This window comes from Mycobacterium sp. SM1, from assembly GCF_018361265.1.
Classification (GTDB): Bacteria; Actinomycetota; Actinomycetes; order Mycobacteriales; family Mycobacteriaceae; genus Mycobacterium.
In genome coordinates, this window is record NZ_JAFLNH010000001.1 from 2,007,272 (window position 1) to 2,026,621 (window position 19,350).

Sequence of the window (19,350 nt, forward strand, 5' to 3'; positions counted from 1 at the left end):
ATGGTGACCGACTTCGGTGATCTTCCGGTCAGGGACGCCGTGCGTGCCGCCCGCAGCAGCTCGCGGCGCCGCCAGATGCTGGACGCCGCGGTCAAAGTCATGGGCAAGACCGGGTTTCACCAGATGTCCATGCAGGACCTGGCGGCCGAGGCCAACGTGAGTGTCGGCTTGATCTACAAGTACTTCGGCGGCAAAGAAGACTTGCTGCTGGCGACGATCGTGCGCATCCAAGACGCGTTCCGCGACCAGCTGGCGCCGGCGATGGATGCCGCTGGAGACGATATCGTCGAGCGATTGGCTGCCGGTATCCGCCGCTACATCGAGATCGTCGATGAGAACCTGGATGCCGTGGTGTTGACCTACCGGGAAAGCCGTACCCTCGACCCGGCCGGCCGCGCGCAGATCAAAGAGCTCGAAATCAGCACCGCTGCACCGCTGCGCGCAGCGATCGAGGCGGGTATCGCCGAGGGGATATTCCGCGACGCCGACGTGGATCTGGTGGTGTTCAACATCATGCTGCTCGCACAGGGCTGGGCGCTCAAGCACTGGCATTTCGGCCCGATCTACAACGTCGACCAGTACATCCGGCTACAGACCGCCATTGTGCTCCACTCGTTGATTCGGTATGAGCGCCATAAGGATTACGCGCATCTGCTGACGTGAGAGGCACGGGCACCCCGCCCGGCCCGGTCACCGCGGGTGGTCCAACGGAATTTCAAGAGCCGATATCGTCGCGGCTAGCCCGTCGTATTGTGCTGCGAGCATGCAAAGTTCGATCAGTTGACGCGGATCGAGATGGCGTGCCAGCTCCTGCCAGGTGCCGGCGCTGACGGAGCGGTTTGCGACGAGCTCGTCGGTGGCGCTCAGTAGCGCTCGCTGTCGTGGCGTCAGCCTGGCCGTGAGTTCCTCGGGCCCGTGGGGCCAGGCGAAGATCGCCTCTTGCGTCGAGTCGTCCAGCCCGCGGCGGCGCGCCATTGGCCGGTGATGGCGCAACTCGTATGCGCAGGCCCGCAAATGCGCGACCCGCAGGATCACCAACTCGGTGTCGGCACGGGGCAGCCGCCCCCGCAGCAGCGCGCCGGAATACAACAGCCAGACCCGGAACAGCCGCCGGTGCCGGCCCAGGGCGGTGAACAGGTGCATCTCGGGCACGTGGACCGTTCGGGCGGCGAACTTCGCCAGCAGCCAGTTGACCGGGCCCAGCTCGCCAAGACCCCCGGGCGGGATACGGCCGGCCGGAGTGGTTTTCGAGCCGCTCATCACGCTTGCTTCACCAGATAGGGCGACACCGTGCTGCGATGCTCGTCGAGGTCGAGCGCTCGGCCCAACGCCGGGAAGGCCCGCTGCGGGCAGTTGTCGCGCTCGCAGATCCGGCAGCCCGCGCCGATCGGTGTGGCGGCATTCCCCGACAAATCGAGTCCTCCCGAGTAGACGAGCCGGTGGGCATGGCGAAGTTCGCAACCCAGCCCGATGGCGAAAGTCTTTCCCGGCTGACCATAGCGGGATGCCCGCCGCTCCACGGTGCGGGCCACCCACAGGTAATGACGGCCATCGGGCATCTGCGCGATTTGCACCAGGATTTTCCCCGGGTTAGCGAACGTCTCATAGACATTCCACAGCGGGCAGGTGCCGCCGGTAGACGAAAAGTGAAAACCCGTGGCCGACTGCCGTTTTGACATGTTGCCCGCCCGGTCCACCCGCACGAAAGAAAACGGCACCCCGCGCAACGACGGCCGCTGCAGCGTGGACAGCCGATGGCAGATCGTCTCGTAGCTCACCGAGTAGAACGCCGAGAGCCGCTCGATGTCGTAGCGGAATTTCTCGGTCACGTCGTGAAACTGCCGGTAGGGCAGCACCGCGGCGGCCGCGAAGTAGTTGGCCAGCCCGAGCCGCGCCAGCGTGCGCGCCTCCCCGCTGGTGAATTTGCCCTCTTCAACCAGCCTGTCGATGAGGTCACCGAATTCCAGGTAGGCCAGCTCGGCGGCCATCTTGAACACCTGCTGACCCGGCGAGAGATGACTGCTGATCTCCAGTGTCTTGGTCGCCGGGTCGTAGCGATGCAGCACGGTGTCACCGAGGTCGATGCGCTTGACGATGTGCACGCCGTGCACCTCCGTGAGCCGGCGAGACAACTCCCCGGCCAGGTCACCGCGGTGCATCCGCATCCGCACCGTCAGGTCTTCTGCGGCGGTGTCCAGCTCGTGCAGGTAATTTTGCCGCTCGTAGAAATAGTCACGCACCTCCTCGTGCGGCATGGTGAGCACTCCGGTCCCGCTGCCGTCGGAAAACCGCTGTTCGGTCGCGGCGGCCAGTTGGGCGGTGGTGATCCGGTAGCGGCGGTGCAAATTGACCATGGCGCGGGCCAGCGCGGGGTGCGCGCCCACCATGTCGGCGACCTCCGGCAAAGTGACGTCGATGCCCAGGTCGCGGTCCATCGTCACCTCCCGCAGCTCGGCGACCAGCCGGGTGTCGTCCTGGGAGGCGAAAAACGTCGCGTCCACCCCGAACACCTCGGTGATTCGCAGCAGCACCGCCACCGTCAACGGGCGGACATCGTGTTCGATTTGGTTGAGGTAACTGGGTGAGATGCCCAGCATTTGCGCCAGGGCCGCCTGGCTGAACCCGCGCTCGCTGCGCAGCTGGCGAACGCGGGAGCCGACAAACGTCTTGGCCATCCGACCGAGCCTACCCGAGTGCGAAGGGATGGTTCGCAGAGTTGGCAAGCCGCCGCCCGGCTGGTGTGTCGCCGGACCGTTTGGCATGATCCGCGGGAGTATGGCAAAGCAGTAAACGGGAACGAAACGGGGAGTGACGCCGTGAGCCTGGACAAGGTGATGATGCCGGTGCCCGACGGCCATCCCGACGTTTTCGATCGCGAGTGGCCGCTGCGGGTCGCCGACATCGATCGCGGTGGGCGGCTGCGGCTGGACGCGGCCGCCCGGCACATCCAGGACATCGGCCAAGACCAGCTGCGTGAGATGGGCTTTGAGGAGACCCATCCGCTCTGGATTGTCCGGCGCACCATGATCGACCTGATCCGCCCGATCGAGTTCGGCGACATGTTGCGGTTGCGGCGCTGGTGCTCGGGCGCCTCGAACCGCTGGTGTGAGATGCGGGTGCGCATTGATGGACGCCGAGGCGGATTGATCGAGTCCGAGGCGTTCTGGATCAACATCAATCGGCAGACCCAGATGCCGGCGCGCATCGCCGACGACTTCTTGGCCGGCCTGCATCGCACCACCAGCATCACTCGGCTGCGGTGGCAGGCATATCTGACGGCGGGCAGCCGCGACGAGGCAGCGGAGATTCACGAGTTTCCGATCCGCGTCACCGACATCGACCTCTTCGACCACGTGAACAACGCGGTCTACTGGGCGGTCATCGAGGACTATCTGGCTTCCCATCCCGAGATGCTCACGGCTCCGCTGCGGGCGGTTATCGAGCACGAGGCGCCGGTCGCTCTCGGCGACAAGCTGGAGATCATCTCGCAGGTGTTTCCACCCGGCACGACCGATCGATTCGGTCCCGGCCTTGCGGATCGCACCGTTACGACGCTCACATACGCCGTCGGCGACGAGTCGAAAGCCGTCGCGTGCATATTCGCCCGGTAGCGATCCGGTCACGTGGTGCGTGACCCGAAACGCGCGCGTTGACCAGCGATTTGTGGTTACCGACGGGTAAGCCGTGCGACGACACGAGCCGCGCCGTGGATTGTCAAGATTTGCAAAATTTGCAAAATCCGGGCGAATCGTCGCCCAAATTGGCACGTGAAACGGCTAGATCACACGGAATAGCTGTGCCATTGTCGGCTTAACACATGAGTGAAGTGCCGTTCCGGCAACACCGTCAAGAGGCGGTGATGCTTTGCAACTTAGCAACGACGGACCGTGGAGGAGCAGCCGAGTGTCTACTGTGGGCAAGCCGAAAAGCGCCGAGCAGATCCAGCACGACTGGGATACCAATCCGCGCTGGAAGGACGTCACCCGTACCTATACCGCCGCCGATGTGGTCGCTTTGCAGGGCAGCGTGGTCGAAGAGCACACGTTGGCCCGGCGCGGCGCGGAGGCGCTGTGGGAGCAGCTGCACGACCTGGAGTGGGTCAACGCGCTGGGCGCACTGACCGGTAACCAGGCCGTTCAGCAGGTGCGCGCCGGCCTGCAGGCCATCTACCTGTCGGGCTGGCAGGTCGCCGGGGACGCTAACTTGTCGGGTCACACCTATCCCGACCAGAGCTTGTATCCGGCCAACTCGGTGCCCCAGGTGGTGCGCCGTATCAACAACGCGCTGCTGCGCGCCGACCAGATCGCCCACGTTGAGGGCGACACGTCGGTGAAAAACTGGCTGGCGCCCATCGTCGCCGACGCCGAGGCCGGCTTTGGTGGCGCGCTGAACGTCTTCGAGCTGCAAAAGGCGATGATCGCCGCCGGCGCGGCCGGCACCCACTGGGAAGACCAGCTGGCCTCGGAGAAGAAGTGCGGTCACCTGGGCGGAAAGGTGCTCGTCCCGACCCACCAGCACATCCGCACGCTCACGTCCGCCCGGCTGGCCGCCGACGTGTGCGACGTCCCGACCGTCGTGATCGCCCGCACCGACGCCGAAGCGGCCACGCTCATCACGTCGGATATCGACGAACGTGACCGGCCGTTCATCACCGGCGAGCGCACCCGGGAAGGCTTTTACCGCACCCACAACGGCATCGAGCCCTGCATCGCGCGGGCCAAGGCTTACGCGCCGTTCGCCGATCTGATCTGGATGGAGACGGGCACTCCGGATCTCGACCTTGCCAAGCGATTCTCCGAGGCGGTCAAAGCCGAGTACCCGGACCAGATGCTGGCCTACAACTGCTCGCCATCGTTCAACTGGCGCAAGCACCTGGATGATTCCACCATTGCCAAGTTCCAAAAAGAGCTGGCTGCAATGGGGTTCAAGTTCCAGTTCATCACGCTGGCCGGATTCCACGCGCTGAACTACTCGATGTTCGACCTGGCCTATGGGTATGCCCGCAACCAGATGACCGCCTACGTCGAGTTGCAGGAACGCGAGTTCGCTGCCGAGGAGCGCGGTTACACCGCAACCAAGCATCAGCGCGAGGTGGGCGCCGGCTATTTCGACCGCATTGCCACTACCGTGGACCCGGCGTCGTCGACGACCGCGCTGGCCGGCTCCACCGAGGAGGCCCAGTTCCACTGAGTGCCACGCCCGGCAAAGCTGCCGTCGCGGCGGCGCCGGCGGCCCGCAACCCTCGGGCGCCTGAAGTTGACAGCACCGGCCCCGCCCAGCCAAGCTGGCGGGGCCGGTAGCGGTGCATGACAAGACGACTGGAGTGACAGTGGGCGAGGTAGCGATCCAGCGGGTCGGGGTTGTCGGAGCGGGGCAGATGGGCGCGGGTATCGCCGAGGTCTGCGCACGCGCAGGTGTCGATGTGGTGGTGTTCGAGATCACGGACACGCTGCTCGCGGCGGGGCGCGCGCGGATCGTGAAGTCGCTCGAGCGCGCCGTCAGCGCGGGCAAGGTGACGGAGCCGGAGCGTGACGGTGCCCTGAGCAAGCTGACCTTCACCACCGACCTGAAAGACTTCGCCGACCGTCAACTGGTGGTCGAGGCGGTGGTCGAAGACGAAGCGGTCAAGACCAAGATCTTCGCCGACCTGGACCGGATCATCACCGGCCCCGATGCGGTGCTGGCGTCCAACACCTCCAGCATCCCCATCATGAGGATCGCCGCGGCGACCCAAAACCCGCAGCGGGTGCTGGGTCTGCATTTCTTTAACCCGGTTCCGGCGCTTCCGCTGGTCGAGCTGGTTTCCACACTGGTCACCGACCGCGCCGCGGCCGATCGTGTCGAGGAATTCGCCGGTAGCGTGCTGGGTAAGCAGGTGGTGCGCTGCCCCGACCAGTCGGGCTTTGTGGTGAACCGGCTGCTGGTGCCCTACCTCCTCTCGGCGATCCGGATGGTCGAGTCCAAGTTCGCCACCGTCGAAGACATCGATAGGGCGGTGGTGGCCGGTCTTTCCCATCCGATGGGACCGCTGCGGTTATCCGACCTGGTGGGCCTGGACACCCTGAAGCTGATCGCAGACACCATGTTCGAGGAGTTCAAAGAGCCGCAATACGGTGCGCCGCCACTATTGGCGCGCATGGTCGATGCGGGCTTTCTGGGCAAGAAATCCGGCCGGGGCTTTTACTCCTACTGATACCCCTACGGGCACGAACGGGCCGACTGGCACGGACCATCTCCTGGCCACGAAGCCACGGCCGGCGTTGTGCGGGCTGGAATTTTCTGAAAGTGGTGCGACGCAACCGGTTTCTGCGGTGATGGGGCGGGAATCTATTCCGGAGCCTATTTCTGCAGCGTGAACTGCCGCACGTCGATGTACCCCTCACGGAACAGCTTCGCGCAGCCCGTCAGGTAGCGCAGGTAGCGGTCGTAGGTCTCTGGGGACTGAGTCTTGATGGCTCGGTCCTTGTTGGCCTCCAAGTTGGCCGCCCAGGCTTCCAGGGTCCGCACGTAGTGGGGTTGCAACGCTTGGATTTGGGTCACGCGGAACCCCGTCGCCAGGGCGAATTCCTCGACCATCGGGCTTGACGGCAGCCAGCCGCCCGGAAATATCTCCGCCAGAATGAACTTGCAGAACTCGACCAGTTCGCGCGTCAGCGACAGCCCCAGCCGCCTGGCCTCCCTGAAGGTCAACCGAACGATGGTGTGCAGCAGCATCACGCCGCCCGCCACCAGCACCTCGTGGGCCATCCTGAAAAAGGCTGGGTAGCGTTGCAGGCCGAAGTGCTCGAACGCGCCGATGGAGACGATGCGGTCGACGGGCTCGTGAAATTGCTCCCAACCCGCCAGCAATACCCGCCTGCCGCAGGAGGTGTCCATTCGGTCGAACATCCGCTGGACGTATCCGGCCTGGTTTCTCGACAGCGTGAGGCCGATGACGTTGACACCGTACTTCTCGATCGCCCGTCTCATGGTGGCGCCCCAACCGCATCCGATGTCCAGCAGCGTCATCCCGGGCGCCAGGCTCAGCTTCCCCAACGCCAGATCGATCTTGGCGATCTGCGCTTCTTCCAAGGTCATGTCGTCGCGCTCGAAGTAGGCGCAGCTGTAGGTCCGTGTCGGGTCGAGAAAAAGGCGGTAGAAGTCGTCGGAGAGGTCATAGTGGGCCTGCACCTGCTGGAAATATGGGGTGAGTTGCTGCGCCATGCCGACCTGGGCCTTCCTGCGCGTCCAACGCCGTCATCGGGTATCTGGAGGGGTTGCCAAAACCCCCGCAGCCACCGAGATGCAGCCGTCGCGTGCTAGCTGTCGTGAGTTGTGGCATTGTATTCGCCGGCGGCGCGCACGCAACAGGGCCGGGTCACATCGCACGCAGCACGGCGGCGATCGCGAGGCCCACAACCAGCAGTGCGCCGGCCTGCCGGACATGCACCCAGGCCAGGGCGGCATACCACAGCGGCCACACCGGATAGCCGGGTGGCGGCCGGTCGGGCGGCGGGCGGCGAAAATGCGGCCAGATTCGCACCAGCCGGGGCAACGCCGCGAGGACCACCAATGCGGGCCACGGCATCGCCCCGGCCAGCACGGCCAGGCCGACCAACAGGTAGAACCCGACCATCAGCGCCAGTGTCACGGCGCGGGCGCGGGTGGCGCCGATAATCACCGGCAGTGTGCGGATGCCCAGCGGCGAGTCATAGGGGATTTTGTCGATGTGCTTGCCCATCAGCACCGTAGTGCACAGCAGACCGTAAGGGAGCGACGCCAGGACAACATCCCAGCCGACCGAGCCGACCGCGGCATAGTAGGTTCCGCACACCATCAGCGGGCCCCACACGACGAAGACATCGGGTTCGCCCAGGCCGTGCTTCTTCAGCCGCAGCGGGGGTGCCGCGTAGGCCACGCTCAGCACGAATCCCCCGAGCGCAAAAGCCACCACCGGCCAGCCGCGGGCCACCGTCAGCACCACCAGAATCGCCAGGTCGGCCAGGTTCACCCGGAGAATCGCCCCCACCAACGTCCGGCGGCTGACCAGCCCGGAAAGCACCGGGTGCGGGGCGTAGAGCGCCCGCGGGTAGGTGGCGCTGTCGGTGCCGGCCTGGGTGTCATACAGGTCGTTCATCAAGTTGTTGGCGATATGCGCGCAGATGATTCCTGCGATGGCCAGCGCCAGCCAGCGCCCGTCCAGGCCGGGCTTGCCCAGCGCCAGCAGCGCGGCGATCAGCCCGGCGAACAGGGTCATCGGCAGCACCGCCGCGCGAGTGACCACCAGCCAGCGGGTGACGCTGTCGATCGGCTGACCGGGCGGCGGGTTGGTGGTGCGCAGGGCATACCCCCACGACCGCAACCGGGACCGGGCGGTCAGCTCAGCCATACCCGGGCCTCATCGCTCGCGCGGCGGCACGATCGGTGACGGGTGCGGTTGTTCCCGGAATTTCTCCAGCGACCCGCCGGCCTCGACAATCCCGCAGATTGCGCTCCACGACAGCATGGTCAGATAGTCGATCAGGTCGTCGGCACTCATCCGGGGATCGGAGATCCACGAGTGGGTGGCCAACTGCACACCGCCGACGATCATGTACGCCCACGGCTCCACCCCGCCGGTGTCCATCCCGGCCTCTTCCATGCGCCGACGCAGCATCATCGCGAGCATCCGGGCGATGATGCGCTCGGAATCGGCGATGACCTTGCTCTTGGTCGGGGTGCTGTTGGCCATCACGAACCGATACGGCTCGGGCTCTTCGGTGACCGTTTCCACGTAGACCCGGATGATTTCGCGGGTCAGGTCGAAACCGTCGAGGTCGGATGACAGCGCAGCGGCCATGTTGGGGATCAGCGTGGTCTGAGCGAACCGCATCAGCACCGCGGTCGTCAGATCGTTTTTGTCGACGAAGTAGCGGTAGAGCACCGTCTTGGAGACCCCGATCTCGGCGGCGATCTCGTCCATGCTCAGGAAGCGACCGTGCCGGCGGATCGCTTCGATGGTGCCGTCGACCAGCTCATTGCGGCGCTCGACCTTGTGCTTATGCCAACGCCGCTTGCGACCATCGGTCTTTACTGTCCCAGCCAGGAGATGCTCTGCCACTCTCGCGAAATCCCATTCACTTGACCCCTCGATAGTACGGCCCGTTGGGCGCCTCGTGCCGCATGTGACGCGACCCGCTACGGGCCTGGGCCGCCGGTCACACCGGGCGCGCAGGACGGTGGCGGATGATGGTGCCGTGGCCGTGAAAACCTCACCGTCGGCCCTGCCGGCACCGACCGGTGACCCGGTGACCGTGCCCGCTGGTCGGCATCGAGCACCCGCTTCCTTCGCCGAATCGTTTGCCGGGGCGGATCCGAAGGCCGACGCCGAGCGGCGCCGGGCGGTGCGCCGGATGAAAGTGGTGGCCTTGGCCTTCCTGGCCGGTGCCAGCGCGCTGTTTGTCGGCTGCCGGTGGTTGCAAGCCGAAGGTTCGGCTCCCGCGTGGGCGGGTTACGTGGGTGCGGCCGCAGAAGCGGGCATGGTCGGCGCGCTCGCGGACTGGTTTGCGGTCACCGCGTTGTTCAAGCATCCACTGGGCCTGCCGATCCCGCACACCGCGATCATCGAGCGTAAAAAAGACCAGCTCGGCGCGGGTCTGGGCACTTTTGTCCGGGAGAATTTCCTGTCGCCACCGGTGGTGGGGACCAAGCTGCGGGACGCGCAAATCGCCGTGAGGTTGGGCAGGTGGCTCTCCGATACCCGGCATGCGCAGCGGGTCGCCGCCGAGGCGGCGACGGTGTTGCGCGTGCTGGTGGAGCTGCTGCGTGACGAGGATGTCCTGCATGTGATCGACCGCACGATCATCAAGCGCCTCGCCGAACCCCAGTGGGGCCCCCCGGTTGGCCGGGTATTGGCCACCGTGCTGGCCGAGAATCGCCAGGAGGCCTTGATCCAGTTGCTCGCAGACCGTGCATTTCAGTGGTCGCTGAGCGCCGGTGAGGTGATCCAGAGGGTGGTGGAACGCGACTCGCCGAGCTGGTCGCCACGCTTCATCGACCATCTCGTCGGCGACCGTATTCACCGCGAGCTGATGGACTTCACCGACAAGGTGCGCCGCAACCCCGGCCACGAACTGCGCCGCTCGGCCACGCGCTTTCTGTTCGAATTCGCCGCCGACCTGCAGCACGATCCGGCCACCATCGCCCGCGCCGAACGCGTTAAAGACCAGCTGATGGCCCGCGACGAGATCACCAACGCCGCCGCTACCGCGTGGACGACCCTCAAACGACTGGTGATCGAGGGAGTCGACGACCCCGCCAGCGCGTTGCGCGCCCGCATCGCCGACACCGTGATCCGGGTCGGGGAGTCCCTGCGCGACGATGCCGAGCTGCGGGATAAGACCGACGAGTGGATCATCCGGGCCGCCCAGCACCTGGTGTCCCACTATGGGTCGGAGATCACCACGATCATCACCGACACGATCGAGCGCTGGGATGCCCGGGAGGCCAGCCGCCGCATCGAGTTGCACGTCGGTCGCGATTTGCAGTTCATCCGGATCAACGGCACCGTGGTCGGCGCGTTGGCCGGGTTGGCGATCCACACCGTCGCGCAGCTACTGGTCTGAGCCGAACTGCGCTAACTTGCGCTTGCAATAGTTAGCGCAAGGCCGTACCCTGGTTCACGTCCGCGCCGACACTGCAGACACTCAGGGGTTGCCAATGCCATTGCCGCAGGAGGACAAGCTGGCCGCAGTGGTGTCCAGCGCGGCATCAGACATCGGTAGCTTCATCAGGGCGCAGCGTGAAGCCGCGCAGGTGTCGGTGCGGCAACTGGCCGAAAAGGCCGGTGTCAGCAACCCGTATCTCTCCCAGATCGAGCGCGGCCTGCGTAAGCCCTCCGCTGAGGTGCTCAACCAGATTGCCAAGGCGCTGCGGGTTTCCGCCGAGGTGCTCTACGTCCGGGCCGGGATCCTCGAGCCCGGCGAGCGCAGCCAGGTGCGTGACGCCATCATCGCCGACACGGCGATAACCGAGCGGCAGAAGCAGGTTCTGCTGGACGTCTACGCCTCATTTGTCCACCAAAGCAAATCTGCTAGAGGTGACGAGTCTGCTAGAGGCGACGAGCCGGCCCCTGCCTGAGCCGCTCGATGGGCGTCCTCACGTGACCAAGCGATCGACAACACCCACCCCCGACGAACGGTCCCCGACCACCAGGGCCCTCCAAGCAATCTCGACGACCAGGACCTCCAAAGATCCCCGACAAAAATCCCGGGCAAAAACAAAAATCCCCGACAAAAAGAAAGGAACCACACCATGCCGGAAACCCCGACCGTCGAGGACCTGAGGGCCCCGTTGCTGGCAGCGCTGGGAGCCGCCGATCTGGCGTTGGCCACCGTCAACGAGCTGCTGGCTGAGCTCCGCGAACGTCTGGAAGAGACCCGCAGTGACACCCGCGGACGGGTCGAGGAGAGCCGGGCACGCCTGACCAAGCTGCGCGAGGATCTGCCGGAGCAGCTGCGCGAGCAGTTGCGTGAGTTGCGCCAGCGGTTCACCGCCGAGGAACTGCGCGAGGCTGCCGATGGCTACCTGGAGGCCGCCACCACCCGCTATAACGAGCTGGTTGAGCGCGGCGAGGCCGCCCTGGAGCGGCTGCGCAGCCAGGCGGGCTTGGAGGACGTGTCCGCGCGCGCCGAGGGCTACGTCGAACACGCCGTCGAGTTGACCCAGGAGGCGCTGGGCACGGTCGCGGCGCAGACCCGCGCGGTCGGTGAGCGCGCGGCCAAGCTGGTCGGCATCGAGCTGCCCAAGGGATCGCCCGCAAAGAGCGCCCCGGCGAAAAAGGCTGCCGCCGCGAACGCTGCCGCGAAAACCCCGGCCAAAAAGGCCCCTGCGAAGAAGGCCCCGGCCAAGAAGATCACCCAAAAGTAAGCCCGAAAGTAAACCCGAAAGTAAGCCCGAAAGCAAGCGGCTTCTCGGTTTACCACCGCTGACCGCTCGACACCGGTTGCCCTTCGGTAACCGGGAGTCGACGCCGCCGGTGGCGCCAGCCTAGGCTTACAGCGTGATGCTTCAAGGCTTGGCGGGTGATGTCCTGCTCATCGTTCAGATCGCCGTACTCTTGACGTCGGTGTATGCGCTCGTGCACGCGGCGCTGCAGCGCGCCGACGCGTACACCGCCGCCGAGAAGTTGACCAAGCCGCTGTGGTTGATGATCCTCGGCGGCGGCGTGGCGATGGCCTCGATCCTGAGTTACGTATTCGGTGTGCTGGGCGTGGTGATCGCCGCCTGCGCAGCGGGGGTGTATTTGGTCGACGTGCGGCCCAAACTTCTCGAGATTCAGGGTAAGTCGCGCTAGGGCCATGCGGCGGAGCGGGCGAGCCCTGGCCATGATGCCGCTGGCGGCGGTCGTTGCCGCACTGACAGCGGCCACGGCGTCGGCGGATCCCGGCGCCGAGGCGTCGACAGCATTCACGCCCCCTTTTGTGGATCACGTCGAGTGGGTGGGATCGGGCCGTTCGACCAGCCTGCGGGTCTATCCGACACCGGCCGGACGATCGGCGTCCAGGCAGCCGGGGACCGGCGCTGAAGTCGACGAGGCCTGGGCCGAGGTGCTCACCCTGTCTCCCGGTGCCGACACCGCGGGCATGCGCGAGCAGTTCATCTGCCATTGGCAGCTGGCCGAGCTCGTGCAACCCGGCAAGCCCAGCTGGAACCTGGAGCCCTGGCGCCCGCTCGTCGACGATGCCGCGATGATCGCGTCGGGCTGCAACCCCGGCGGCTGGCAAGAGCCGTTCTAGTGACACGCCGGCCAACCAGGGAGCAGCTGGCGGCGCTGGTAGACCACACCCTGCTCCAACCGGAGGCCACCGCCGCCGACGTGGCTGCGGTGGCTGTCGAAGCCGCCCAGCTGGGGGTTCACGCCGTGTGCGTCTCCCCGTCAATGGTGCCGATCGCCGCGGCGGCCGCCGCTGGAATGCGGATCGCCGCGGTGGCGGGTTTTCCGTCGGGAAAGCATACGTCCGCGGTCAAGGCGCACGAAGCCGCGTTGGCCGTCGCTTGCGGTGCCAGCGAGATTGACATGGTCATCGACGTGGGCGCTGCGCTAGCTAAAGACCTCGACGCCGTGCGGTCCGACATCGCGGCGGTACGCGCCGCGGTGCCCACGGCTGTGCTCAAGGTGATCGTGGAGTCTGCATTGCTGCTCAGCCGGGCCGACGCGGGCACGCTGAGCGTGGTCTGCCGGGTCGCCGAGGACGCGGGCGCGGACTTCGTCAAGACGTCAACCGGGTTTCATCCAGCGGGCGGGGCGTCTGTGCGTGCCGTCGCGGTGATGGCCGAGACCGTCGCCGGCCGGCTCGGGGTCAAGGCCAGTGGCGGGATCCGCACCGCGGCCGACGCTGTCGCGATGCTCGACGCGGGCGCGACACGACTGGGGCTTTCCGCCACGCGCGCAGTGCTCGACGGGCTGGGCTGAAAGCGGGCCGGGCTGCGACGCGGTCCGACCGCTGCGCCCTACTTCCTACTTCAGAGGCCGGCGAAGCACGGGTTCTGGCCGCCGCCACCTCCGGAGGGGATAGTGGCGTTGCTGGTCGAAAACGTGGCCTCCACCCCGGTGCTGGTGACCTTCACGCCGTCGGCATGAATGCCCAGGGGGTAGTTCTGGGTCGCCTTGGAGGTCAGGTCGTCGAGGTTTTTTTGCACCGTGTCCGTCGACAACTTGCTGCCCAGCGCCGTCAAGCTGATCACTTGCAGCGACAGTCCGTTGTTGACGATCTGTGGCTTGACCGTCGCCTTATCCAAAAGGCCCTGCAACTCGACGGTCCCCTCACCCGGGTTGGTGGTGACCTGACTGGTGACAAAGCTGCCAAGAACCGGGATGGCGTCTTGGATCGACTGCTTGATGCCTTCCGCCGACCAGGTGATGGTGCCGGTGAGCGCCCCGATCGTGCCCTTGGAGTTCTTCGCATTGCGCAGCGCAACGTCTCGGATGTCGATGCTGATCGCCATGCGCTTGGCGTCGCGGATCTGATTCCCGGCGGTCTGGATGGAGATGTCGGGGTAATGGCGGGTGAGGTACTGCCACAGCACTGGCGGGGGAAAGGCGAACGACACGTTGGCGCTGTCTTGCACCTCGCACTGCACCGCGTGGGCAACCTTGCTGTTCGCAAGGTTGCGAACGTACAGTTCGGCGCCGATCAGGCCGGCCACGACGGACAGCACCACAATCACCAGGACCAACACGAGGGAGAGCCGATTGCCCGCGAAGCGACGCTTGTCTTTGGCGCCCTTTGCGGGCGAGCCGGGGGCCGGTGACCGCGTGGACAGCCGCGTTGTGGCCGGCTCCGGCGGGGTGGGGGGTTGGCCCGACGGCACCGGCGGTGCGCCCGGCCGTTGCCGGGGGCGCGGTGAGCCGCTGCGCTGCCCCGGCGGATAGCCGGTGTCACGGGGGCCCCGCTGCGGTGGCGCGCCCGGCGGGCGCACCGGTCGCGGCGGGCCGGGAGGCGGTTGCTGCGGACCGGGAGGCGGCTGCTGCGGGCGATCCTCTGGCCACTGGCCGGGACGCATCCGGGTGGTGGGGGACTCCGAGGGCCGCTCGGGCCGCCGCGGAGGGCTTTGGCCGGGTCGAGTCCGTTTCGACGGGTCGTGCGGCGAAGGGCCCTGCGGAGTCGTCATCTGCGCGATTCTGCCTCATGACGGCGACGTCGACGCGGTGGGGTTGGACCGATCCGCGGAGTCACGGGCCTCGGGGTTCTCACAATTTCGCGAAGCAGGGATCCTGGCTCTGGGCAGGGATGGTCGCGTTGCGGGCGGAGAAGCGGCCCACCACACCGGTCGGGGTGACCTGCACGCTGTCCGGGTGAATCCCGAGGGGAAATCTGCTCAGCAGCTGACTGGTGAAGGTGTCCAGGGCCGGTTGCACGCTCTCCCTGGGAAACGGCAGGCCCAGCCCGCTGAGGTCCACCACCTGCAGCGTAAGACGCTGGTCGACGACTTGCGGCCTGACGGTGACACTGCCCAGCCCGAGCGGGCCTTTCAGCTCGATCGTGCCGTTGCCGGGGTTGGTGGTGACGCTGCTGACCAGCTGACCGACCACCGGAAGCGTGTCCTGCACGGTCTCCTGGATGCCCTGCGCCGACCAGGTGAGGGTGGCGTCCAGGGCGCCGATCGTGCCCTTCGAGGTGGTGGTGCCGTGCAAGTCGACGTCGTAGATGTTCACGTCCGCGGCCATGCCCTTGGCTTCCTTGATTTGGTTGCCCGCGGTCTTGATGGCGATGTCGGTGTAGTGGCCGGTGATGTGCTGCCATAAAAACGGCGGCAGCGGGCCGAAGGCCACGCTCACCTTGTCGCGGGTGACGCATTGCGCCGCCTGAGCCACCTTGTTGTCCGCGATGCGCTGGGCGTACAGGTCGGCGCCGATCAGCGCGGCGACGGTGAGCGCGGCCACGGTGATGAGGATCAGCGCGACGGACAGCGGGTCACGAAGGAGGCGGCGTTTGGTCTTCACCCGGGCGTCTTTCGTGGGCGGCCGGCCGGGGAGTTCAACGCCCGCTGGCGCCTGCGGCCCCGCGGGCCGGCCGGGTGGCGGTGGTGGGTAACCCGACGCTGGGGGCTGCGGCGGCGGTGGTGGCTGGGACGCGAGAGCACCCTCGGCCTGGCCGGCGGGCATCCGCGTGGTCGGCGGTTCAGGGGGTGGCTGCGGCCGCGCCGCGGGCGGCTGCCCCTCAGGGCGAGCCCACACCGTCTGGTCGTCGCCGGGTGGGCCGAGCGGGCCGGGTGGGCCGGGCGGGTTTGTCACCTGCGCGATTCTGCCTCATCGGCGCGGGTGAAGTCGCGACGGTTGCGCAGCACCGCGATCGTGTCGCGGGCGGCGGTCACGGTGGCGACGTTGATCTCGGCGACCACCAGCTGCGGGTCCACGCCCGCTGAGGCCACCACCTGGCCGAACGGCGAGACCACCAGGCTGCCGCCCACGCCGGTGGGTGCGCCGGAGGCCGGCAGCCTCTCGCCGGGGTCGGCCTGACCCGCCGCGGCAATGTAGCTCGTCGAGTCCAGGGCCCGGGCGCGGGCCAGCAGCGTCCACTGGTCGAGCTTGCCCGGCCCGCCGGCCCACGACGCGCAGACCACGATCAGCTGGGCCCCGCGGCGAGCCAGCTCGACGTACAGCTCCGGGAACCGGATGTCATAACAGATGGTCAAGCCCACCCCGACGCCGTCGACCGTGATCACCACCGGCTCGCGTCCGGGGGCGACGGTGCGCGATTCGGCGAAGCCGAACGCGTCGTAGAGATAGATCTTGCGGTAGTGCGCGTCGACGCCGGCTCCGACCGCGATGAGCGTGTTGCTCACCCGTCCGTCGCCGGCGGGGGTGAACATCCCGGCGATCACGGTGGTCCCGGTTTCGGCGGCGATCCGCCGCACCCCGTTGGCCCAGGGCCCGTCGAGGGGCTCGGCGATCGAGGCCAGCGGAACGCCGAACCGGCACATGGCCGCCTCCGGGAACACCACCAGCTGAGCCCCGGCGTTGGCCGCCCGGGTGGTGTAGTCGCGCAGCTGGCGCAGGTTCGCCGCCGGGTCGGTGCCGCTGAGGATTTGCGCCAACGCTATCCGCATAGCGCCAGCCTAAAGGGCCAGCCTAACGGGCCGAACGGCTCGCGGCCGGCGCGCGGCACCGTCGGCCGATGGATGCGGTGCTGTCAGCGTGAGCCAAAGGCAGGCGGTGATAGCCACGGTCGGCCGCTGCGTTGCGACCGCGCCAGGCTGCCACCGGTTGACCGACACCCCGGTGGTGTCCCGCGGCCGCTTTAGCGGCCGCGGCAGTGGGCCTTCGGGACCTAAAGGCTGCGCCGAGCGCAGCGGAATGGAAGGTGTTGCTCTGGCCCTTCCCGTCACCAGTGGCCGCAATGTGCGCGGCTTGAGCCACCGTGCGGAACCGTTGCGGAACATCGAGACTCACTCTTGACCGGCGGCGATCTGTGAGTTACTATGTCCGGCTTTGTGTTTGTCGAGGAGTAGGTTGTGACGAAGCAGTTGTCGCGGTTGACACTCGCGTTGCAGTCTGACGCGCCGGTGGACCGGACGCAGACCGCGAGGCTCGGGCCGCACTTGCACGGCGTGCTAATGGATGCGATCTCCGGCGATTATGCCGAGACACTGCATAACTGCAAGGTGAACCCGTATAGCCAGTGTGCGCTGGGCCGTTCCAGCACTGTGCTGGACTGGCACGTCCGCACCCTGACCAGTGAGGCGGGTACGCATATCGTGGAACCGCTGGTTCGGGATAGTTTCTCCGGGTTCCGCTTGCGCAGCGTCGGGCTCTCGATCACGGTTACTCGGCGCACGGTGGAAAAAGTGCCGCTGAGCGAACTATCACGGGCGTTCTACGCGCCGCCGGAGACCAATCGGTTCCGCGTGAGCTTTCTGACGCCGACCGCTTTCAAGCAGGCCGGTGAGTACGTATTCTGGCCCGACCCGCGGCTGGTGTTTCAAAGTCTTGCCCAGAAGTACTGTGCAATCGTCGATGACGACGAGCCCGAAGAAGGGCTTATCGACGAATTTGGGCGGGCCATTCGTCTGACCTCCTACCGGGTGATGTCGCAGCAATTTATCATCGGCGCAGCGCGCGTCCCGGGCTTCACTGGATATGCCACGTTCACTATCAAAGGGGCGGACTGTTTTACGAGCTACGTTGCGGTGCTGTTGCGGTTTGGAGAGTTCTCTGGCTGCGGAATCAAATCGTCTCTGGGTATGGGGGCAATGCAGGTCGATGCACTGCCTCGATCACGGAAGGACCTGCCGCAGTGATTGATCCGGCTTTGATCGAGACCATCATTGGTTGTCTCCTTCACGACATCGGGAAACCGGTCCAACGCGCCGCGCTCGGTTACCGCGGCAAGCACAGCGCGATCGGGCGGGCCTTCATGAAGAAGGTGTGGCTGCGCGACAATCGCAATCCTGCGGAGTTCGGCGAGGAGTTGGGTGAACCCCATATCAGCGCCGCCGACCGCAACATTCTCGACGCCATCAGCTACCACCACGCCGAGGCGCTGCGTTCTGCGACCCAGCATGGCGCCTTGGCCGTCGATTCCCCAGCGTATATCGCCTATCTCGCCGACAACATCGCAGCGGGCGCCGATCGCCGCAAGGCCGCATCCGACGACGGAGCCGGGTCCAGCACCTGGGACCCGGACTCTCCGCTGTATTCGGTGTTCAACCGGTTCGGCCCTGAGCCCGCCAATCTCGCGTTCGCCCCAAAGATGCTCGATGATCGTGAACCGATCAACATTGCGAGCGATCGCAGAATTGAGTTCGACAAGCATCGCTACCCCGACATCGTCCGCAAATTGGAAAGTGTTCTGGCGGGTCTTGACAGGTCTGAGGCGTTCCTGACCAGCCTGCTGAACGTTCTGGAGGCGACGCTGTCCTTTGTGCCCTCGTCGACCGACGCATCTGAAGTTGTCGACGTGTCGCTGTTTGACCACATGAAACTGACGGCAGCGGTCGGCAGCTGCATTTGGCATCACTTACGGGAGTCCGGCCAAACCGACTACAAGGTGGCGCTGTTCGACAACGAGGAGACCTTTTACGGCGTCACGGCGTTTCTGCTTGCCACCTTCGATATTTCAGGCATCCAGGATTTCATCTACACCATCCACTCCGACGGTGCGGCCAAGATGCTGCGCGCGCGGTCGTTTTACCTGGAGCTGCTGACCGAGCATCTTGTCGATGAGCTGCTAGACCGGGCGCAAGTGAGCCGGGCAAACCTGACCTATTCCGGCGGTGGGCACGCCTATCTGCTGTTGCCGCACACCGCGGCGGCACGCCAGGCGCTGGTGGGCTTCGAGCGTGCGACCAACGACTGGCTGTTAAAGAATTTCACCACCCGGCTGTTTTTGGCGACGGGATCGATCGCGCTGAGCGCAAACGATCTGATGCGCCGCCCGAACGAAAGCGCGGACCAGGCCCGCGAGCGCGCCCAACGCTACAGCGGCTACTACAAAACGATGAGCACGCAGTTGTCGCAGAAGAAGCTCGCCCGCTACAGCGCACAGCAGTTGCGCAGACTCAACGCCGACGACTACGACGGCCAGACGGGCGAGCGCGAATGCCGGGTCTGCCACACCGTCGACCGCACCATTGACGACGACAGCTTGTGCAGCCTTTGCCGGGCGCTCACCGAGGCCTCACCGCGCATACAGGACAAAACCCGACAGTTCGTGCGCATTGGTAACGGCGCATCAGCGGATTTACCGCTTCCCTTCGGGGCCGGGCTGGACTTTCTCATCAAGGCCGACGCCGAGCAGGCGGTCGATCAACCGCAGACTCGCCGCCTGTACGCCAAAAACAAATACTATATCGGAGAAAACCGGCCCTCCTGACGTATCCGTGGGTGGG

The 19,350-nt window shown here is 66.1% G+C and carries 19 protein-coding genes and 1 pseudogene; 12 read left to right on the forward strand and 8 right to left on the reverse strand.

All coding sequences use genetic code 11. The features are described 5' to 3' along the window. A complete protein-coding gene (locus MSM1_RS09190) occupies positions 1 to 663 on the forward strand; it encodes a TetR/AcrR family transcriptional regulator (RefSeq protein WP_213441150.1) in 663 nt (220 codons plus the stop codon). Between the two features lie 27 nt (positions 664 to 690). Here the strand turns inward: MSM1_RS09190 and MSM1_RS09195 are convergent, their stop codons facing one another. After that, positions 691 to 1,260 (reverse strand): carboxymuconolactone decarboxylase family protein, encoded by a 570-nt coding sequence (locus tag MSM1_RS09195; RefSeq protein ID WP_213441151.1) that lies wholly within the window; start codon positions 1,258 to 1,260, stop codon positions 691 to 693. Further along, on the reverse strand, positions 1,260 to 2,675 hold the full coding sequence (gene ramB, locus MSM1_RS09200; protein ID WP_213441152.1) for an acetate metabolism transcriptional regulator RamB: 1,416 nt from the start codon (positions 2,673 to 2,675) through the stop codon (positions 1,260 to 1,262). Before ramB ends, MSM1_RS09195 begins: the two co-directional genes overlap by 1 nt. 141 nt (positions 2,676 to 2,816) lie before the next feature. Here ramB and MSM1_RS09205 point away from each other — a divergent pair, with 141 nt between their 5' ends. The 3 genes from MSM1_RS09205 (at position 2,817) to MSM1_RS09215 (ending at position 6,193) form a co-directional block, all read left to right on the forward strand. Then, the gene (locus MSM1_RS09205) at positions 2,817 to 3,611 is read left to right on the forward strand and encodes an acyl-[acyl-carrier-protein] thioesterase (RefSeq protein ID WP_213441153.1); all 795 of its coding nucleotides are present in this window, start codon (positions 2,817 to 2,819) and stop codon (positions 3,609 to 3,611) included. A gap of 292 nt (positions 3,612 to 3,903) precedes the next feature. After that, positions 3,904 to 5,190, forward strand: a complete 1,287-nt coding sequence (gene aceA, locus MSM1_RS09210; protein WP_213441154.1) for an isocitrate lyase — start codon at positions 3,904 to 3,906, stop codon at positions 5,188 to 5,190. Positions 5,191 to 5,329: 139 nt separating this feature from the next. Beyond that, positions 5,330 to 6,193 (forward strand): 3-hydroxybutyryl-CoA dehydrogenase, encoded by an 864-nt coding sequence (locus tag MSM1_RS09215; protein ID WP_213441155.1) that lies wholly within the window; start codon positions 5,330 to 5,332, stop codon positions 6,191 to 6,193. Positions 6,194 to 6,339: 146 nt separating this feature from the next. Here MSM1_RS09215 and MSM1_RS09220 read toward each other — a convergent pair whose 3' ends face one another. The 3 genes from MSM1_RS09220 to MSM1_RS09230 all read right to left on the reverse strand — a co-directional run bounded on the left by MSM1_RS09220 (position 6,340) and on the right by MSM1_RS09230 (position 9,079). Further along, entirely contained in the window at positions 6,340 to 7,203 is an 864-nt protein-coding gene (locus MSM1_RS09220; RefSeq protein ID WP_213441156.1) for a cyclopropane mycolic acid synthase family methyltransferase, read from the reverse strand. Between the two features lie 154 nt (positions 7,204 to 7,357). After that, on the reverse strand, positions 7,358 to 8,368 hold the full coding sequence (locus tag MSM1_RS09225) for a prenyltransferase (protein ID WP_213441157.1): 1,011 nt from the start codon (positions 8,366 to 8,368) through the stop codon (positions 7,358 to 7,360). Between the two features lie 9 nt (positions 8,369 to 8,377). Then, positions 8,378 to 9,079, reverse strand: a complete 702-nt coding sequence (locus MSM1_RS09230; protein ID WP_213441158.1) for a TetR/AcrR family transcriptional regulator — start codon at positions 9,077 to 9,079, stop codon at positions 8,378 to 8,380. A gap of 163 nt (positions 9,080 to 9,242) precedes the next feature. Between MSM1_RS09230 and MSM1_RS09235 the strand changes: the two genes are divergently transcribed. The 6 genes from MSM1_RS09235 to deoC all read left to right on the forward strand — a co-directional run bounded on the left by MSM1_RS09235 (position 9,243) and on the right by deoC (position 13,432). After that, positions 9,243 to 10,583, forward strand: a complete 1,341-nt coding sequence (locus MSM1_RS09235; RefSeq protein ID WP_236055861.1) for a DUF445 domain-containing protein — start codon at positions 9,243 to 9,245, stop codon at positions 10,581 to 10,583. 100 nt (positions 10,584 to 10,683) lie between these two features. Next, positions 10,684 to 11,097, forward strand: coding sequence for a helix-turn-helix domain-containing protein (locus tag MSM1_RS09240; RefSeq protein ID WP_213441642.1), 414 nt, complete (start codon positions 10,684 to 10,686; stop codon positions 11,095 to 11,097). A 174-nt stretch (positions 11,098 to 11,271) separates the two neighbouring features. After that, positions 11,272 to 11,886, forward strand: coding sequence for a heparin-binding hemagglutinin (locus MSM1_RS09245; protein ID WP_213441160.1), 615 nt, complete (start codon positions 11,272 to 11,274; stop codon positions 11,884 to 11,886). Positions 11,887 to 12,022: 136 nt separating this feature from the next. After that, the gene (locus MSM1_RS09250) at positions 12,023 to 12,313 is read left to right on the forward strand and encodes a DUF2516 family protein (protein ID WP_213441644.1); all 291 of its coding nucleotides are present in this window, start codon (positions 12,023 to 12,025) and stop codon (positions 12,311 to 12,313) included. A 4-nt stretch (positions 12,314 to 12,317) separates the two neighbouring features. Beyond that, on the forward strand, positions 12,318 to 12,755 hold the full coding sequence (locus MSM1_RS09255; RefSeq protein WP_236054831.1) for a DUF2599 domain-containing protein: 438 nt from the start codon (positions 12,318 to 12,320) through the stop codon (positions 12,753 to 12,755). Next, positions 12,755 to 13,432: a deoxyribose-phosphate aldolase gene (gene deoC, locus MSM1_RS09260; RefSeq protein ID WP_213441161.1), complete on the forward strand. Its 678-nt coding sequence runs from the start codon at positions 12,755 to 12,757 to the stop codon at positions 13,430 to 13,432. Before MSM1_RS09255 ends, deoC begins: the two co-directional genes overlap by 1 nt. Before the next feature lie 50 nt (positions 13,433 to 13,482). On the opposite strand, the gene MSM1_RS22680 is transcribed toward deoC, so the two are convergent. From MSM1_RS22680 to MSM1_RS09275, 3 genes are all read right to left on the reverse strand, one after another. After that, on the reverse strand, positions 13,483 to 14,631 hold the full coding sequence (locus MSM1_RS22680; RefSeq protein WP_213441162.1) for a DUF2993 domain-containing protein: 1,149 nt from the start codon (positions 14,629 to 14,631) through the stop codon (positions 13,483 to 13,485). A 79-nt stretch (positions 14,632 to 14,710) separates the two neighbouring features. Continuing rightward, positions 14,711 to 15,463: a DUF2993 domain-containing protein gene (locus MSM1_RS09270; protein WP_307857315.1), complete on the reverse strand. Its 753-nt coding sequence runs from the start codon at positions 15,461 to 15,463 to the stop codon at positions 14,711 to 14,713. A gap of 287 nt (positions 15,464 to 15,750) precedes the next feature. Further along, the gene (locus tag MSM1_RS09275; RefSeq protein ID WP_213441163.1) at positions 15,751 to 16,569 is read right to left on the reverse strand and encodes a carbon-nitrogen hydrolase family protein; all 819 of its coding nucleotides are present in this window, start codon (positions 16,567 to 16,569) and stop codon (positions 15,751 to 15,753) included. A 405-nt stretch (positions 16,570 to 16,974) separates the two neighbouring features. On the opposite strand from MSM1_RS09275, the gene cas6 reads away from it, so the two are divergent. After that, on the forward strand, positions 16,975 to 17,760 hold the full coding sequence (cas6, locus tag MSM1_RS09280) for a CRISPR-associated endoribonuclease Cas6 (protein WP_213441164.1): 786 nt from the start codon (positions 16,975 to 16,977) through the stop codon (positions 17,758 to 17,760). Beyond that, a pseudogene (cas10, locus tag MSM1_RS09285) lies at positions 17,760 to 19,319 on the forward strand (type III-A CRISPR-associated protein Cas10/Csm1); the annotation flags it as partial. The gene cas6 and the pseudogene cas10, both read left to right, overlap by 1 nt. Between the last annotated feature and the right edge of the window lie 31 nt (positions 19,320 to 19,350).

Excerpts from the sequence above, each read along its gene's own strand:
- MSM1_RS09190 (WP_213441150.1), top strand. The coding sequence starts at position 1 with ATGGTGACCGACTTCGGTGATCTTCCGGTCAGGGACGCCGTGCGTGCC.
- MSM1_RS09195 (WP_213441151.1), bottom strand. The coding sequence starts at position 1,260 with ATGAGCGGCTCGAAAACCACTCCGGCCGGCCGTATCCCGCCCGGGGGT.
- ramB (WP_213441152.1), bottom strand. The coding sequence starts at position 2,675 with ATGGCCAAGACGTTTGTCGGCTCCCGCGTTCGCCAGCTGCGCAGCGAG.
- MSM1_RS09220 (WP_213441156.1), bottom strand. The coding sequence starts at position 7,203 with ATGGCGCAGCAACTCACCCCATATTTCCAGCAGGTGCAGGCCCACTAT.
- MSM1_RS09225 (WP_213441157.1), bottom strand. The coding sequence starts at position 8,368 with ATGGCTGAGCTGACCGCCCGGTCCCGGTTGCGGTCGTGGGGGTATGCC.
- MSM1_RS09245 (WP_213441160.1), top strand. The coding sequence starts at position 11,272 with ATGCCGGAAACCCCGACCGTCGAGGACCTGAGGGCCCCGTTGCTGGCA.
- MSM1_RS09250 (WP_213441644.1), top strand. The coding sequence starts at position 12,023 with ATGCTTCAAGGCTTGGCGGGTGATGTCCTGCTCATCGTTCAGATCGCC.
- MSM1_RS09255 (WP_236054831.1), top strand. The coding sequence starts at position 12,318 with ATGCGGCGGAGCGGGCGAGCCCTGGCCATGATGCCGCTGGCGGCGGTC.
- MSM1_RS22680 (WP_213441162.1), bottom strand. The coding sequence starts at position 14,631 with ATGACGACTCCGCAGGGCCCTTCGCCGCACGACCCGTCGAAACGGACT.
- MSM1_RS09275 (WP_213441163.1), bottom strand. The coding sequence starts at position 16,569 with ATGCGGATAGCGTTGGCGCAAATCCTCAGCGGCACCGACCCGGCGGCG.